This window comes from Gilliamella sp. Lep-s35, from assembly GCF_009795845.1.
GTDB lineage: Bacteria > Pseudomonadota > Gammaproteobacteria > Enterobacterales > Orbaceae > Gilliamella.
In genome coordinates this window covers 90641-107672 of sequence record NZ_WTEX01000002.1, presented here as the reverse complement: position 1 = coordinate 107672, position 17032 = coordinate 90641, and the positions used below count along the sequence as shown (strand labels likewise).

At 34.8% G+C, this 17032-nt stretch carries 16 protein-coding genes; 4 read left to right on the top strand and 12 right to left on the bottom strand.

Annotation, left to right across the window (positions count from 1 at the left end; genetic code table 11):
• Positions 1–12 precede the first annotated feature (12 nt).
• The 3 genes from GQ590_RS01315 to GQ590_RS01305 are packed head-to-tail and all read right to left on the bottom strand — an operon-like array spanning position 13 to position 2176.
• Entirely contained in the window at positions 13–1401 is a 1389-nt protein-coding gene (locus GQ590_RS01315; RefSeq protein ID WP_160406020.1) for a PTS galactitol transporter subunit IIC, read from the bottom strand.
• Positions 1402–1411: 10 nt separating this feature from the next.
• Positions 1412–1690 (bottom strand): PTS sugar transporter subunit IIB, encoded by a 279-nt coding sequence (locus tag GQ590_RS01310; RefSeq protein ID WP_065566501.1) that lies wholly within the window; start codon positions 1688–1690, stop codon positions 1412–1414.
• Positions 1691–1699: 9 nt separating this feature from the next.
• The gene (locus tag GQ590_RS01305; protein ID WP_160406019.1) at positions 1700–2176 is read right to left on the bottom strand and encodes a PTS sugar transporter subunit IIA; all 477 of its coding nucleotides are present in this window, start codon (positions 2174–2176) and stop codon (positions 1700–1702) included.
• A 122-nt stretch (positions 2177–2298) separates the two neighbouring features.
• On the opposite strand from GQ590_RS01305, the gene GQ590_RS01300 reads away from it, so the two are divergent.
• Positions 2299–2511: a hypothetical protein gene (locus GQ590_RS01300; RefSeq protein WP_160406018.1), complete on the top strand. Its 213-nt coding sequence runs from the start codon at positions 2299–2301 to the stop codon at positions 2509–2511.
• 121 nt (positions 2512–2632) lie between these two features.
• Here GQ590_RS01300 and pgl read toward each other — a convergent pair whose 3' ends face one another.
• The 4 genes from pgl to GQ590_RS01280 all read right to left on the bottom strand — a co-directional run bounded on the left by pgl (position 2633) and on the right by GQ590_RS01280 (position 6325).
• Positions 2633–3331, bottom strand: coding sequence for a 6-phosphogluconolactonase (gene pgl, locus GQ590_RS01295; RefSeq protein WP_160406017.1), 699 nt, complete (start codon positions 3329–3331; stop codon positions 2633–2635).
• A 13-nt stretch (positions 3332–3344) separates the two neighbouring features.
• Positions 3345–4805 (bottom strand): glucose-6-phosphate dehydrogenase, encoded by a 1461-nt coding sequence (gene zwf / locus GQ590_RS01290; protein ID WP_160406016.1) that lies wholly within the window; start codon positions 4803–4805, stop codon positions 3345–3347.
• A 181-nt stretch (positions 4806–4986) separates the two neighbouring features.
• Positions 4987–5271, bottom strand: a complete 285-nt coding sequence (gene rplY / locus GQ590_RS01285; protein WP_034910200.1) for a 50S ribosomal protein L25 — start codon at positions 5269–5271, stop codon at positions 4987–4989.
• Positions 5272–5452: 181 nt separating this feature from the next.
• Positions 5453–6325: a D-hexose-6-phosphate mutarotase gene (locus tag GQ590_RS01280; RefSeq protein ID WP_160406015.1), complete on the bottom strand. Its 873-nt coding sequence runs from the start codon at positions 6323–6325 to the stop codon at positions 5453–5455.
• A gap of 203 nt (positions 6326–6528) precedes the next feature.
• On the opposite strand from GQ590_RS01280, the gene hemW reads away from it, so the two are divergent.
• The gene (hemW, locus tag GQ590_RS01275; RefSeq protein ID WP_160406014.1) at positions 6529–7656 is read left to right on the top strand and encodes a radical SAM family heme chaperone HemW; all 1128 of its coding nucleotides are present in this window, start codon (positions 6529–6531) and stop codon (positions 7654–7656) included.
• A 237-nt stretch (positions 7657–7893) separates the two neighbouring features.
• Here hemW and ribD read toward each other — a convergent pair whose 3' ends face one another.
• From ribD to GQ590_RS01250, 5 genes are all read right to left on the bottom strand, one after another.
• On the bottom strand, positions 7894–9003 hold the full coding sequence (ribD, locus tag GQ590_RS01270) for a bifunctional diaminohydroxyphosphoribosylaminopyrimidine deaminase/5-amino-6-(5-phosphoribosylamino)uracil reductase RibD (RefSeq protein WP_160406066.1): 1110 nt from the start codon (positions 9001–9003) through the stop codon (positions 7894–7896).
• Between the two features lie 13 nt (positions 9004–9016).
• Complete coding sequence (gene nrdR / locus GQ590_RS01265; RefSeq protein WP_160406013.1) at positions 9017–9469, bottom strand: transcriptional regulator NrdR; 453 nt, start codon at positions 9467–9469, stop codon at positions 9017–9019.
• A gap of 364 nt (positions 9470–9833) precedes the next feature.
• A complete protein-coding gene (locus tag GQ590_RS01260) occupies positions 9834–11189 on the bottom strand; it encodes a PFL family protein (protein WP_160406012.1) in 1356 nt (451 codons plus the stop codon).
• A gap of 35 nt (positions 11190–11224) precedes the next feature.
• Complete coding sequence (locus GQ590_RS01255; RefSeq protein WP_065637052.1) at positions 11225–11494, bottom strand: ACT domain-containing protein; 270 nt, start codon at positions 11492–11494, stop codon at positions 11225–11227.
• 552 nt (positions 11495–12046) lie between these two features.
• Entirely contained in the window at positions 12047–12727 is a 681-nt protein-coding gene (locus tag GQ590_RS01250; RefSeq protein ID WP_065637051.1) for an HD domain-containing protein, read from the bottom strand.
• 353 nt (positions 12728–13080) lie between these two features.
• Here GQ590_RS01250 and mprF point away from each other — a divergent pair, with 353 nt between their 5' ends.
• Both mprF and GQ590_RS01240 read left to right on the top strand, forming a co-directional pair.
• Positions 13081–15684: a bifunctional lysylphosphatidylglycerol flippase/synthetase MprF gene (gene mprF, locus GQ590_RS01245; protein ID WP_202112825.1), complete on the top strand. Its 2604-nt coding sequence runs from the start codon at positions 13081–13083 to the stop codon at positions 15682–15684.
• A 1-nt stretch (position 15685) separates the two neighbouring features.
• Complete coding sequence (locus GQ590_RS01240; protein WP_160406011.1) at positions 15686–16966, top strand: virulence factor family protein; 1281 nt, start codon at positions 15686–15688, stop codon at positions 16964–16966.
• Positions 16967–17032: the final 66 nt, after the last annotated feature.

Genomic DNA, 17032 nt, shown 5'->3' with positions numbered 1-17032 from the left:
ATACTTTAACTTTCATTTATTTATTATTTTTTCTACTACATCTTGTATGACTTCTTTGCGTAGTTCACGTGCATAAAAGAAATAACCCACACACCAATAAACAGTAAAAATCAATGGTACAAAATAGCCTTGCAAACATTGCCAAATAAATGAAAAAGCATAGGTAAAAACAGGTGCATCGATAGAACTATTTGAAATTAACTGATTAGATGGAATGTCAATAGCTTTAGTAGCTAATCCCAAATCGGTAATAATCGGTGCAAATTGAGTTCCAACAAATAAAAAGAATGGCACTCCAATAATGGCCAAAATTACCATCCTCAATGTGTTTCCTTTAGTTAGGATATAAGCAGGAACAATAAGAGCAACATTAATAATACCAGCAAAAGGCAGAATTTTGTTACCAGGTAAAATAACAGCCCAAATTAAGGTAAAAGGAATAGCAACTATTACTGTAAACCAAATCTCGCTTGAACCACCCATAAATGGCCAATCCAAACCAACAAATAATTTACGCCCAGCAAATCGTTTATTCATATAATCACTAATCGCTTCAGAAATTGGCGATAGTGCTTGCATAAATAACTTAGAGATCATTGGAAATAACATAAGTGCAGTAGCAGCTTGCACACCAAGCATTAAGATAGCGGCAACATCATAACCTGCAATAATTCCAAAAGTCACACCTAATAAAAACCCAATAACATGATTTTCAGCAAATACGCCAATCTTTGAGCGTAATGTTGCTGCATCCATTGGTTTATTTAAAATAGGTATTTTGCGTAGTAATAGATCAAAAGGATAATAAATTGCACTAAAAAATAGCATTCTATGAGTACAAGTTACACCTGGAATACCTGTTAATTTTTCAATTCGATGTTGATTAATATCACCGGAATTAAGTTCTAGTATGATCTGCAAAGTAGCAATAATAAAAGCAACAGCTAAAGCCATAACAGAACCTAAAATTGGAGTAGTTACAGCAACAACAATAAAAGCTGTAAAAATTTTCCCCCACACATTCCATAAGTCAGCGTTAAAAGTATCGGTCTTTTTTAAGACTAGCATTAAAATATTAACTCCTACTTGCAAAGGAAACATAAGAAAAGCATACGGCCATGCCCAAGATACATTTGCCATAGTAGTCCAGCCACCATCAACAATGCTAAGTTCAATACCTGTTCGTTCCATCATAGTCTGCGCTGCTGAACCAATAGCGCCAACCATAAATCCAATTAGCATGCTCATACCGACAAATGCAACACCTAAAGTAATGGCAGCGGAAGCCCCATCTCTAAATTTCATGCGTACAATTAAACCAGCAATTAACATAATGAAGGGTACAAAAACAGGGGCACCTAAATTCAAAATATAATTTATAATTGTTCCTAAAAATTCCATATTCGTACTCCTATTTACAGGCATCGATAATTTTTTGTAGTTCCGCTTCCATATTTATCCCTGTTAAAAATGCAATACCATTGATAACAGGAATAGGATACTGTTTTTCAATTTTAGTTATCGCTATATAAGCAGCACTATTTTTAATGTGAGTATCAACAGATTTAAGATCAACAACTTCCACCTTTATCTCATCAAGATTGCGTTCTTTTAGTAAACGAGTAACCTTACTAGCCACAGTTTGTGATGTAGCCACTCCACTGCCACATGCAACAATAACTTTTTTCATAATGCCTCCTTATAAATTGATATTGGATGTCAATAGTGTAAAAATTTCATGTTCGGTTTCTGCGTGATAAAGTGCCTCTAAAAAATGTGAATTCACAAAACAGGTCATCAACTTTTGCAATAAATCAATATGCCCATTTTTTTGATTAAACCCGAGTAAAAAGACAAAATTAGCGCTTAATACATTGTCATTATTTGCCATTTCACACCATGGAATCGTACCTTTAGCTCGAGCAAAATAGATAAAGGGTCTAATAACATGCTCAACATCAGTATGGGGCATTGCAACTACATAAGGTTCTGTTGGTAGTGCGGTTGGGAATAATGATTCTCTTTGTTTAATTGCATCTAAAAAGGAATGATTCACATAACCACCACTTTTTAAAATAGGAAACGTAAAATCAAAAAATTGATTCGTATTTTGAAAGTTTTTATCTAAAAGGATCAAATTTTCAAAAAACATTTGGTCGTTAGATTCATTTCCCATTTCGTCCTCCATCATGATGTGATTTGCAAATTTATAAAAATAATACTCATTTGCTATTGCTTTAATTAAATCAGCGCTAATTCGATAGCGTTAATTTTAGAAAACTAAGGTAAAAGAAACGAATGGATTTGATACCAAATAATATCCATGATATTGCTCATCATAGGGATAATAATGTTTTAGCTTCTTTTTTAACGTTACAGCTAAAAAATGGAAAATTCGCTATGATGAATGGAAGAAATAATTTAAATTTGAAAGTAATGAAGGTTGATTATAGCTATGTGTTATTATTAGTTAGTTCGAAAATCATCCTTGATAAGAATTTAATTTGGTAAAAGCTTTGTGTTGATTGGATGTAAGAATATACATAAAAATTAACGCCCTATCACAGATAAAAAATAGGGCGCTTATATCATAGAAAATAGCTGTCACCTTTAACAGGTAAATAGACAAAACTCAAGATACAGTCCAAAATCCTGTCACATTAACTTTGTTCTGCTGTAACACTGCACGAATCGGCATTTGATTAACATCGTTATCTTTTTCGGCTTGTTCTAACACATGCAATTTACTTTCACCAACTAAATGTAGATAGATATTTTTACTATTTAAAATTGTTGGTAGTGTTAATGTAATACGATCAAGTGGTGCTGTTAATGGTGTCATGCCAATAACTTTTTGACCAGATTTCATATCTAAACCCGCAGCCAAATTAGCAGCGCCAGGAAATAATGAGGCGGTATGACCATCTTCGCCCATGCCTAAAATGACTACATCAAATGGCATTGGAATTTTATCCAACATTTTATTAGTTATTTCTGCACCATCAAATGGATTATTACAACTGTTTTTTAAACCGACAAAATTAGCCAATTTAGCATTATTTTGTAATAGATAAGTGTTCACTAACTTTTCGTTACTAGCATCATCAGTATCATCAACCCATCTATCATCCACCAACGTAATAAAAACTCTACTCCATGCTATATTTTGTTGACTAAGTGAAACAAACAGTGGAATAGGTGTTCTACCACCAGAAACCGCAATTGAAGCATGTCCTTTTTGTACAATGGCTTGTTTTAATTCATTGACGATATGTGAGGTTAAATCTTCGATCAATAATTGACTATTTTGATATTTATTTAACATAAACATAGTTATTTTTCCTTTATTCAAATTCGTGCCATGAATGCCCATCTTTAGTGATTAAGGCAACGGATGCAACTGGTCCCCAAGTTCCGGCTTGATAAGTTTTTGGTGGTTCGTGTTCTGTTTCCCAAGCGCTAATAATTGTATCAACCCATTTCCATGCAGCTTCGACCTCATCACGATGAACAAATAATGCTTGGCGTCCCTTCATAACTTCAAGCAATAAACGCTCATAGGCGTCAGCACTTTGTTGGTGAAAAGTTTCGCTGAAACTTAAATCAAGTTTTGTTGTTTGTAGATTATGAGTGCTATCTAATCCTGGTACTTTATTTAAAATTTCAATATCCATTCCTTCATCAGGTTGTAACCGGATCGTCAATTTGTTTTGTGGTAGTTCTGGATAAAATTCACTAAATAAATTAAGCGGTAATGGTTTGAAATAAACAACGACTTCAGAACATTTACTTGGTAAGCGCTTACCTGTACGTAAGTAAAACGGAACACCTGCCCAACGCCAGTTATCAATGTCAACACGAATCGCAATAAATGTTTCAGTATTACTTTTTTGATTCGCACCATCTTCTTCTAAATAGCCCGGCACTTTAATGCCATTAACAAATCCTGCTGTATATTGCCCTCGAACTACTTTTTCACGAATATTAGTTTTATCAATTGGCCTTAGGGCATTAAGTACGGCTATCTTTTCACTACGTATGCTATCATCTTCAAGGTTAGCTGGTGGTGACATGGCAATCATAGTTAAGATTTGCAATAAATGATTTTGCACCATGTCACGCATTTGACCGGCTTTATCAAAATATCCCCAACGACCTTCAATACCTACTTGTTCGGCTACCGTAATTTCAACATGATCAATAGAATTACGATCCCAAAATGACGCAAACACGGTATTAGCAAAACGTAAGGCTAATAGGTTTAATACTGATTCTTTACCTAGGTAATGATCAATACGATAAACTTGTGATTCGTTAAAGAACTTAGCCACTGAATCATTGATTTCACGAGATGACTTGAGATCTGTTCCAAGTGGTTTTTCCATCACAATACGGTTTTGCGATTGATTTAATCCTGCAGCAGCTAAACCTTGACAAATAGTCCCAAAAGTTCCTGGATGCATTGCAAAGTAAAAAATCGCAGGGTGATTTGAATCAAGTTTATTTTTTAATCCTTCAAAACCTACGCTATCATTGACATCTAATTTATGAAAATCTAATCGTTGAGAGAATCGTTGCCAAATATTATCGTCTAGCGGTTCTGGCATAAATGAAGTTAACGCATCTTTTGCTATCTCACAATAAGCAGCATGATCCCAATCAGCGCGTCCTACACCTAAAATCTTAGTTTTTTCAGGCAGTTTTCCATATTTTTCTAATTGATATAAAGACGGTAATAATTTACGTCTTGTCAAATCCCCTTTAGCACCAAAAATAACTAAATTGCAAGCTGGGATGTCAGACATGGTTCTCTCCTAGGATGGTATAATGTAATTATTCTATTATGTTCGATAGTTGGTGTATACCCTGTTAATAGGATAAATCATAGTAATAGGCATTATCCTTTATTTACTCTAAAACAAAAAGGCCACCTCAGGGTGACCTTTTGTTTGAAACAAATAATTGGATAATTTTCCAATAAATAAATTATGCTCGTACAAAATCCATATGAACTAATTTTGGTTTAAATGCATGACGTTGTACTGCTTGCACTTTTACTTTAACTGCTTTGCCGTCAACTTCAATAGTTAACACTTCAGAATAAAATTCTGGTTTTTCTTGCATATTAAAAACTTGGTTGTGATCAAGCACAACAGAGACTGCAGGTTCAGTTCCACCATAAATAATGGCTGGGAATTTACCAGCGTGACGCAGGCGGCGGCTCGCACCCTTACCATGCTCTTTTCTAACTTCAGCTTTGAATGTAAACATATTAATTTCTCTTAATTATTAAAAATAGAAACCAATTACAGGCGACCCAGTAATTGGCTATCAAACTAGTACTTTAAAAAGCGTTGGAGATTATAAAGTGTTATGCTCGTAAACGCAATCAATTAATCGTATTACAAGCCTGTGTAAATATTGATTGCATAATATAATTCGAACCGAATATTTAAATTAGCTCTATTTTAAAACCATAAGTTGATTTTTTATTCGGTAATAACTTTAATGGTTTTGTGATACAACCTGCTTCGACACAAACCATAGATTTATACTCATCATCACCAAAATCTGCCATTGATTTAGCTTTATTTATCCATGGATTCCAAGTAACAACATCACTTACATTAGTATTGGTTAATTGGATTGTTCGGTTGCCATCAGTTATTGTTATTCGATTACTTGCATTGGTATAAATTCGATCGACCTCTTGATTAAATATCAATTGACCTACAGTCGTTGGTTTGTTTTCAGCAGCAAGCCGTTCTTGATAAGCTTCACCTAAACCTTTGACTACAACACGATCAATATTATCAACTCCAAAATAGGTATGTAGAGCACTCGTTACATCAAAGTCTGCTGAGCAGCTTAAAGAAACTTCACAAGTTTTACCTAGATGAAGATTTAATGATGCCGAGAAAGGTTTGTTACAATAAGACTCTGTCTGCGGATTATTAGTGAGTGATAAAACAAGATCAACGCCATTTTCGTCTTCTTCACAAGAATCTAATTTCCATTCAACAAGACGCGCAAAACCATGAGATGGATTACCTAACTGACCAAACCAAGGCCAACAAACGGGCACTCCGCCTCGAATAGCTACTGTTTTTTTAAAATTAGTTTTGTTACTCAGCCAAACAACTGGTGTTTGTTCAGTAGAGGGGTGCCAAAATAATAAGTGTGCACCTTGTAATGCAACGGCAGCACAACAAGTGCTATGATTAATAACTAAAATTGGCAGTTCACCATAAATTGATTGTTTAACTGATGGGCTTAGGGATACACCTGATAAGCTACTATCTAAAATCTCTTTATATATACTCATACATACTCCTAAATAGCAAATTTGATTGATAATTAATATAGAAATTTATTAAGAATTGTACGCTTTTTAAGTTAATAATAAAAACACAATAGATGCCAAGAGCTTTTTTTTATAAATTGGAGTAAAATGCTACATTATAAAAAAATAAATCAACATACTGTCTGGTTATTTTTGTTAAAAAGTTTCAGGAAAGACCCTCGTTTATGTATAAAATCCCAATGAGTTTGTATATTCATATGCCATGGTGCGTACAAAAATGTCCCTATTGTGATTTTAATTCGCATACTGTAAAAAAAACACCAGATTATCAAGCTTATATAGCGAATTTAATTAAAGATCTACAGCAAGATGCTATTTTCTGTTCAAATCGTTCAATTCATTCAATCTTTATTGGTGGTGGTACACCTAGTCTATTTTCTGCCGAGTTGATTGATAAATTATTATCAAATATAAATAAGATAATACCGATAAATAAAGATGCTGAAATCACGATTGAAGCTAATCCAAACTCTGTTGATATAGAAAGATTTAATGGTTATCAACAAGCTGGCATAAACCGAATATCAATTGGTGTGCAAAGTTTTCAAGCCGATAAACTTGTTAAATTGGGACGGATACACGATCCCAAAGAAGCAATCACAGCCGGAAAACTAGCCAAAACATTAAATTTAAGAAGTTTTAATTTAGATTTAATGCATGGTTTGCCGAATCAAAGTATTGATGATGCCATATATGACCTAAAACAAGCCATTGCTATTGCACCACCGCATTTATCTTGGTATCAATTAACCATTGAGCCCAATACGCTATTTGGTTCAAAACCACCTGTTTTACCTGATGATGATAAACTTTGGGAAATTTATCAACAAGGTCATCAATTATTAACTCAGCATGGTTACCAGCAGTATGAAACCTCGGCTTATGCTAAAGAAGGTTCGCAATGCCAACATAATTTAAATTATTGGCGATTTGGCGACTATTTAGGCATCGGATGTGGTGCTCATGGTAAATTAACGCAACCTGACGGAAAAATTATTCGAACTATAAAAACTCGTCACCCAAAAGGGTATTTAGAAGGGCGTTATTTAGATAAATGTTATGATGTCTCAAAAGAAGAGTTACCTTTTGAGTTTTTTATGAATCGCTTTAGACTTTTTGAACCAACACCTAAACATGAATTTGAACAACGGACTTATTTACCTTTACACTCAGTTGAAAAACAGTTAGCAACTGCTATTGAAAAAAATTATTTAATTGAAAATAAAGAAAGTTGGCAAATAACAGATCATGGTAAACTATTTTTGAATTCGTTATTAGAGGTATTTCTATAGATAATTATTTTAAATATTTTAACTTAATTCAAATGATATTATTATTTACATTTATTTAACATGATAAATACAAACTATTTAATTAATCATTCAGATATCTTTACAGACTTTCTTCATAAAAAAGTACATACTATGTTTCGACAATGTATTATTTCATTGTTTTCCTATTCCTTATGTTTTCCCAATAACTTTGTTATTGGGTTTTTTTTGCCTTAAAATTTTAAATTGAGATAGAATTTACTTTCTTTTCAAGATAACTCGCAAATCATCACCCACCATAGCAATCGATTCAAATTGAAATTGTGGTGCTAATGAAAGCTTTTGCAGATTTGGCAATATACACATATCTAACGCATTATGACCAAGTAATTTTGGGGCATAATAAACAATCAATTCATCTACTAAATTTTGCTCTATCAATGCTCCTGCAAGATGAGCACCAGCTTCAACCCAAACCGAATTTATTTGTTTTTCAGCTAATAGTGCAAACAATTTAGATAAATCTATTTTTTTACAACTAGATGGCTCTATAATTAATTTGGTGTTTTGCTTTGCAATAAAGCTATTTTTTTTTCGTACTACCCATGTATCACCTGGCTGATTGAAAATATTTTCGCTACCCATTAACCGATCTTGACTGTCAATAATGACACGAATAGGTTGTCGGATTTTTTCTGGTAGGTAGATTTTTTTTATTTCATCAGGTAACTGATGATATCTAACTGTTAAACTTGCATTATCAGCTTGCACAGTCGCACGAGTACTTAAAATACAACTTGCTTGTGCTCTAAATTGTTGTACATCTTGCCTTGCCACGCTTGAGGTTATCCATTTGCTTTCACCTGATGCCATGGCAACTTTACCATCAAGAGACGTAGCGAGTTTAAGTTGTACATATGGCAAACCCGTCCGCATACGTTTTAAAAAGCCTTTATTAATCGCTTCGGCTTGCTCAGTTAAAACGCCAATGGTGACATCTATTCCGGCTTCTTTTAAGCGTTTAATACCATTACCTGCAACATTAGGGTTAGGATCTTGCATCGCAATAACTACGCGCGTAACACCGGCTTTAATAAGCGCATCAGCACATGGCGGCGTTCGACCAAAATGGCTACACGGTTCTAGCGTTACATAAGCTGTTGCATTTTTAGCATTATCACCAGCCATTTGTAGTGCATGAACTTCGGCATGAGGCTCACCGGCTTTTTGGTGGTATCCCTGACCAATAATTTGATTGTTTTTTACAATCACACAACCAACGTTAGGATTAGGAGATGTGGTAAAACGACCAAGCTTTGCTAGCTCAATCGCTTGTTGCATGTAAAAATGATCGTTATTGTGTATCATGTCATTTGGGTGATTATTTTTGTTGTAACTTGGCAATTTCATTACTAAATTGTTCAATATCATCAAAACTAAAATAGACTGAAGCAAAACGGATATAGGCAATTTTGTCTAGGTTTTTGAGTTCTTCAATTACATAGTCGCCAATTAATTTTGCAGGGACTTCTCGTTCACCAGTTGCTCTAAGTTTTGATTTTATACGCGTAATAGCATCTTCAATAGCATCAAAACTTACAGGGCGTTTTTCAAGAGCCCTTTTCATACCATTGCGTAATTTATCTTCATTAAATGGTTCACGAACTTTATTGCTTTTAATGACATTAGGCATAATTAATTCAGCAATTTCAAATGTAGTAAATCTTTCATTACATTCAACACATTGGCGACGACGACGGACTTGATATCCTTCACCGACAAGACGTGAATCGATCACCTTTGTATCATCTGCATTACAAAACGGACAGTACATAACAATATCCTTATAATGACATAATTAGGATTACAATAGCTGAAATTTTTAATTTAAACAAGATTGATTCGTATTTTCTATTTTTAGATAAGGTATAAGAAGTGCCAAAGTGTTGACACTTTTTGTGTTGAAAAAATTTTTTGAACACTGACTAAGTGTTGTACTCGAAAGGGTTTTATATGGTTTAACGGTATGATAATCGTTAATAAATTGCTTAAATTTGTGCTTTCTAATTTTTGTATTTTGAAATATTTGTTTAAATTCGATACAGCATTTTAGTTTTGGATATCTCGCCTACTTTATTACTGTAGGCGTGATAAACAAAGTGATAAATAAAATAGTTATTTTATTGAAAACTGATACATTAATTTTTAAATGAATGAATTGGTGCAGGAATTCGTCCACCACGATTAATAAAATCACATGAACTAAATTTATTTATTGGCATAACTGGTGCATGACCAAGTAGCCCTCCAAATTCAATATTGTCGCCAACGTTTAATCCTATAGCAGGAATTATGCGAACAGCAGTTGTTTTATGATTAATTACACCTATTGCTGCTTCGTCAGCGATAATCGCAGAAATAGTTTCAGCAGGTGTGTCACCTGGAATTGCTATCATATCAAGGCCAACCGAGCAAACACAGGTCATTGCCTCAAGTTTTTCAAGATTAAGTGCGCCATTATTTACTGCATCAATCATTCCTGCATCTTCAGAAACAGGAATAAATGCACCACTTAATCCACCAACATGACCGCAGGCCATTACGCCACCTTTTTTTACGGCATCATTGAGCATCGCTAGTGCAGCTGTAGTGCCATGGGTACCAACGGTTTGTAATCCCATTTCTTCGAGTATATGAGCAACCGAATCACCAATTGCAGGAGTTGGTGCTAATGATAAATCAACGATACCAAATTTAACGCCTAAACGTTCAGAAGCTTCTTTACCAACCAACTGTCCCATACGAGTGATTTTAAACGCTGTTTTTTTGATCGTTTCAGCAACAACATCAAATGGTTCCCCTTTAACTTTTTCAAGCGCACGTTTAACAACGCCAGGACCACTTACGCCGACATTAATCACACAATCGGCTTCGCCTACTCCATGAAAAGCACCAGCCATAAAAGGATTATCTTCAACTGCGTTGGCAAATACCACTAATTTAGCACACGCCATACTGCTGTTATCTGCCGTTAACTTTGCGGCTTCTTTGATGATTTTTCCCATCTGTTTTACTGCATCCATATTGATCCCAGTTTGTGTAGAACCAACATTGACCGATGAGCAAACACGTTCTGTTTGTGCAAGTGCTTGTGGAATTGATTTTATTAAAATCTCATCACCTTTATGGTAACCCTTTTGTACTAATGCCGAAAAACCACCAATAAAGTTGACACCAACCGCTTTGGCAGCTTCATCAAGTGTTTTGGCAAACTCAACATAATCTTTGTCATCACTTGCACCAGCGATTAACGAAATAGGGGTAACTGAAATACGTTTGTTAATAATTGGAATGCCAAATTCAGCTGCGATTTCATCACCAATTTTAACAAGGTTTTTGGCAAGATGAGTAATTTTGTTATAAATTTTTTGACGAGCTTTTTTTCCATCACTGTCAATGCAATCAAGCAATGAAATACCCATAGTTATTGTGCGAATATCGAGTTTTTCTTCCTCGATCATTGTAATGGTTTCGAGGATTTGCTTAGTTTCCATTGGTATTATCCTTATTAAAAAGTATAAAAATTAGATTATAAACGATGCATGGCTTCAAAAATTTCTTCTCGCTGTAGATTCACTTTTACTTTAAGGTTATCGCCTGTTTGAATAAGTGCTGTTTTTGCTTCATCAAATGAAATATTAACTTTGGATAAATCAAGTAACATAATCATTGTGAAATATTCATCCATGATAGTTTGGCTGACATCTAAAATATTAATGTCTAATTCATATAATTTCTGGCTAATACCTGCAATAATGCCGGTTTGATCCTTACCGATAACCGTTAGAATGGTTTTCATAACACCCCCTTGAATAAAAACTGGACAATTTAATAAGATTTATTGAGCTAACTATAATAGCATCTTCAAAAATTATCGAGTAAATTTTATCACTGCCAACATTAAAACAATTCTCTCTTTTTTTAAAATGATTTTTTAGCTCTAGCCGTTTTACCGATTACACGAATTTTATATAAGCCTATCTTTGGATGTTAAAGCAGATGTAATGCGTGTTTCACTATTTTGCTTTTATTATTTGTTTTTATTTTAGTTGCCTAGTTTTGTAAAAAATATTCAGGACTCTATACCGTTTCAATTTTAAATTCAGTGGCTAAAAACTTATTTCATAAGTTAAAACACAATGGATATCAGCATAAACTAAACATTATTGTTCAAGCTAAATTGATTATGCCTTTGATGGAATGATTAAGAACGTTTCAATTCTGCTGTAGTGTGCTGGTGCGCCAGTACATTTTTAATTGTGCAAAGAAATAGCTATTTAAAGACTGATTAAAATTAGCTTCTAAGTTAGTTAATGCCTACTTACTTAACTCAATGATAAAAAGCGAATAGTCAACTTTTACCCAACCACTCGTTTTCAAACTGGGCAACAAATTGAACTAAAAAGTGATGTCGCTGTTCAGCCATTTTTTTAGCAGCCGGTGTATTTATCATATCTTTAAGTAAAAAAAGTTTTTCGTAAAAGTGATTAATGACAGTATTAGGTTGTTTATAGCTCTGTTCTGTCATTGACGTTCTTGGTGGGATTGATGGATCGTGCATTACATTATGTTTATTTCCACCATAATAGAAAGTTCGCCCAATACCAATTGCCCCTAAGGCATCTAAACGGTCGGCGTCTTGCACAATTTGGCCTTCAAGCGATAACGTTTTCTTATTGGTAAGATTTTTTCGGTATGACATGTTTTCGATAATAGCAAAAATCAGCTCAATGTCGTTATCAGTCAAAGCTAGCGATATTAGATACTGACGTAGTTCAATCATAGCTTGGTTAACATCGTCAACCACTTTGTCATCAATAATATCATGTAAATAAGCACTTACAATCACAATAAAACAGTTAGCCTTGGGTTCATGTTGCAAAATTTGCTCAGCCAATCTCACCACTCGTTCAATATGCGCCATATCATGACCGGTAAAATCATCGGCAAGTTTTTGCTTTACAAAAGATTGGATATTCAAAACCATTTTTTGCTGTTGCTGAGTTAATTGCGTATTTGGTAATTTATTCATCTTATTTCGGTCCAAAAATAGTTAGTAAATACTTTACTAAACATAGTAACTCAATCCCCATTTAGGATGAATAACTCATCTTAGCTATTTGCATATTATTGTGATAGGGTTTTTATCGTTTTGATAGCATTTATTTATAGTTTCCTTTCTTGTCGTTTTAGGCTGATATCTCTATATTATATAAATAAACAAACTGTTAACTATTTATATTAAAAATGTCAAGAATCTGAAAACATAAATCAAAAGAAATTTAATGAGGCTATTTTTTATACATTCATGATTGTTTTAACGAGATTGGGCAGGTAAAATGCGCAGATAAAAATATTATTAAAGCAAATATTGGAGTTGATTAAGTGAAAATATCAGCGCGTAAAGTTTTGCCTTGGCAGTTCATAGAATACTTCACTCGCTATCGTCAATTTTTAGCTTTACTATTTGGCCTATCTATCTTTTTTATTGCACTTGTTGTGTGTTGGCACTTACTTAAGGAAATCAACCTTAACGAGTTAAAATATGCTATAAATCACCTGCCAGCACATGCAATTGTATTTTCAAGCCTATGTGCGATAGGCAGCTACTTAATGTTAATTTGTTACGAATGGTCGGCTGCCCGTTATGCCGGTGTTAAATTAAAACCTTCAACAATTATTAGTGGTGGAATTTGTGCTTCGGCCATTGGTAATGCAATCGGGCTATCGGCATTATCTGGTGGTGCGGTACGTTGTCGTCTTTACTTTAAACAAGGTTTAACCACCATCGACGTGGCTAGAATGTCGTTTTTTGTGACATTATCATTAGGCTTTTCATTACCATTATTTGCTGCAATCGCCGCTCTTATTCACCCCCATCAAACCATGTTAGCGCTTCATATAACAAAAAGTGGGGTATGGTTAACAGCAGGCAGCGTATTTAGCATCTATGCTTTATTACTCGCTTTTTTATATTGCCACCGATTGCCACAAGAGCCAAATAAAGACACCCGATTATTTAAATTATTTCGATGGACTATTCGTTTACCTAACATGCGTTTAGCAAGCTGCCAACTTGTTATTACATTATTTGATGCTATTTTAGCCGGCGCTATACTCTACTTTTTGTTGCCTATACAACCTAATTTCTTCACTTTTATTATGATTTATATCCTCGCATTAGTTGCAGGAGTATTAAGTCATGTGCCTGGTGGTGTAGGTGTATTTGAAGCCATTATGTTAGCGGCATTATCATCAGAAATTGGAACCGCATCATTAACAGTTGCCCTACTTATTTACCGTATTATTTATATTTTACTGCCTCTTATTCCTGCCACTATTTTATTACTCGCAAACGAAGGAAAAACCTTTTTAGTAGCGCCACAAGCTAAACAAACCGAAACAGGCATTGCCGCTACTTTTATGGCTGTGACAGTATTTTTTACCGGTGTTGTGATGATGTTTTCAAGTGTCTTACCTGAGTTTAATCATCAACTAGTCAGTACTTTTATACCCAAAAAAGTGATTAATATTGCGCACCTAAGTGCTAGCTTAATTGGTATTTTATGTTTATTACTTGCAATGGGGCTTCGCCGTCGATTGTTTTCAGCTTGGGGCGTGTCAGTCATATTATTACTGATCGGTAGTGTGCTTTCATTACTACGAGGATTACACTGGATAGAAGCAGGCATATTATTATTGGTTACCCTCTTATTAATCCATTTTAGACATGCTTTTTATCGAAAAAGTCGCTTGATTATCATACCGTTTTCTTTTCATTTTTTTGCTATTTGTTTTTGCATGATTGCCCTTTTTGTCTGGGTAATATTATTCATCTATCAAGATGTTCCTTATAGCCACTCATTATGGTGGCAATTTGAGTTAGATAGCAAAGTTCCTCGTGCGCTACGAGCAGCGTTAGGGAGCTTTATTTTATTAAGTTGCGTGATGCTATTTTGGATTTTCCGCCCTGCATTACCTATTTTAAACACACCAAGCGACGAACAGCTTAACAAAGCCTACAAAATTATTTTAGGTTCAAAACAGCCTGAAGGTGGGCTTGCTATGAGTGGTGATAAATCATTACTTTTCAATGCCAACCAAAGCGCATTTATTATGTACGCAAGACGTAGACGAAGCATGGTAGCGCTTTATGATCCAATAGGCGATAACGCCGAAAAAGCTGATTTGATTTGGTCGTTTCGTGATTTATGTGACGAACATCACCTGCGCCCTGTGTTTTATCAAGTCAAAGCAGCCAATCTGCCTTTTTATATGGATATTGGTTTGCGCACAGTTAAACTTGGTGAAGAAGCATTAGTTAACTTAAAAATATTTGATTTAACATCAAAAACTTATAAAGATCTTCGCTATACATGGAATCGTGGTCAACGCGATGGTCTTTCTTTAAAATTCTACCCACCAAAAACCGCACCACTTGATGAGTTAAAAGCGGTATCTGATGCTTGGCTTAAAAACAAAAATTCAAACGAAAAAGGCTTTTCGTTAGGGGCGTTTTCTAAACAATATTTAGATAATTTTACAATCGCAGCTATTGAATATGAAGGTCGAATTATTGCTTTTGTTAATTTGTTAGAAACAGAGCAAAATTATTCAGCCAGTATCGACTTAATGCGCGTTGTGCAAGATATACCCAAATTAACAATGGAATTTTTGATGGTCGGTTTGATTTTACACTATCAAGAAAAAGGCTTTAAATACTTTAGTTTAGGAATGGTACCACTTGCCGGAATGCAACGTCGTCGTGGTGCACCAATGATTCAAAGACTTGGAGCATTAGTGTTTCGTCGAGGTGGGCGTTTTTATAATTTCCAAGGATTACGGCGCTTTAAAGAGAAGTTTGCAACACATTGGGAACCCCGTTATATGGCCGTTCCAGCAGGGCTTGATCCTTTAGTTGCGATCATTGACACAACCATGCTCATTTCAGGTGGAATAACAGGACTAAAAAAAAGTAAGAAACCATAATATGAAAAAACTTTTACGCTATATTTTATTGCTAATAATCATAATACTCATAACATTACTGGCCTTTATTGGTTGGAATTGGGTAAAAAATCAAAGCAGCGCATCAGTAAAAACGATAACAATTAGCAATGATTTTTCACTAATATCAGCAACTCCTAAACAAACAGCTGAAGCCGCAGCGATAATTATTGCTACTAATGAAAATCATTTTACCGAACAAACTCTTTTAGAGTTATCTAAAAAAATGGGAGCAAAGCTAGTTCAATTTGAACTAAAACCACAAGCAAGTTGTGCCGAACAACAAAACCGATTTAACCAAGCAGTAAAAATATTAGGTGAGTCTGATTTTGCTGTTGCAGGAATGCGCGAGGGCGCTACTTTTGCTTATCGATGGTTGGCCGAGCAACAACGTGACGATGCAAAAGCGTTATCAATAGAATTTATATTAGATCATAAAGATTGTGATGATCCATTGCCAACTCAAGCAAACCATGGAATATGGCAAGTAATTTGGAATAATCCACCTGAAGAAGAAGTTGCAGTCTTTCCGCGGCAACAAAAGAAGATCGCTGTCACCACATCAATTGGCGAATATCAAGCATCACCAGTTGAACTATTAAGCCTGCATCTTGCATCAGTTCTATTTGGCAAACATGAGCAGCTACCTGTTATTGAATTACCTGCAACCACCAAAGAAGTGCATCCAAATACGGTGACGCTTTATTATTCAGGTGATGGTGGTTGGCGCGATTTAGATAAAGTATCAGCCGAATACATGGCTTCAAACGGTTACTCTGTTGTGGGTGTTGATGCATTAAAATTATTTTGGCAACATCGTTCAGTTGAGCGTAGCGCCAAAGATCTCAGCTATTTGATGCAACAATATCGTGAAAAGTGGGGAACAACTCGTTTTGTACTTACAGGCTATTCATTTGGAGGTGACATTTTACCGTCACTTTATAACCGGTTATCAATGACAGATCAAAATAGCATTCAAGCCATTGTGATGATCGCCTTTTCAAAAGATGCTAATTTTGAAATCGAAATCAGTGGTTGGCTTGGTCAATCAGGTACTGAAATGAAAACAGGTCCAGAAATCAGCAAAATCCCAGCTAGCAAACTATTTTGCATTTATGGTGAAGAAGAAAAAGACGAAACCGGATGTTTACAACCTGAAATGAAAGGTGAAGCATTCAAATTACCGGGGGGACATCATTTTGATGAAAATTACCAACACCTTGGGCAAATTATTATGAATGCAATCGATAAAAGGGCGCAATAATTAACTAACCATCTCAAATATAAAAACCGTTTTCAAACCCAAAGCTATCATGTGTCTTTGGGCTTT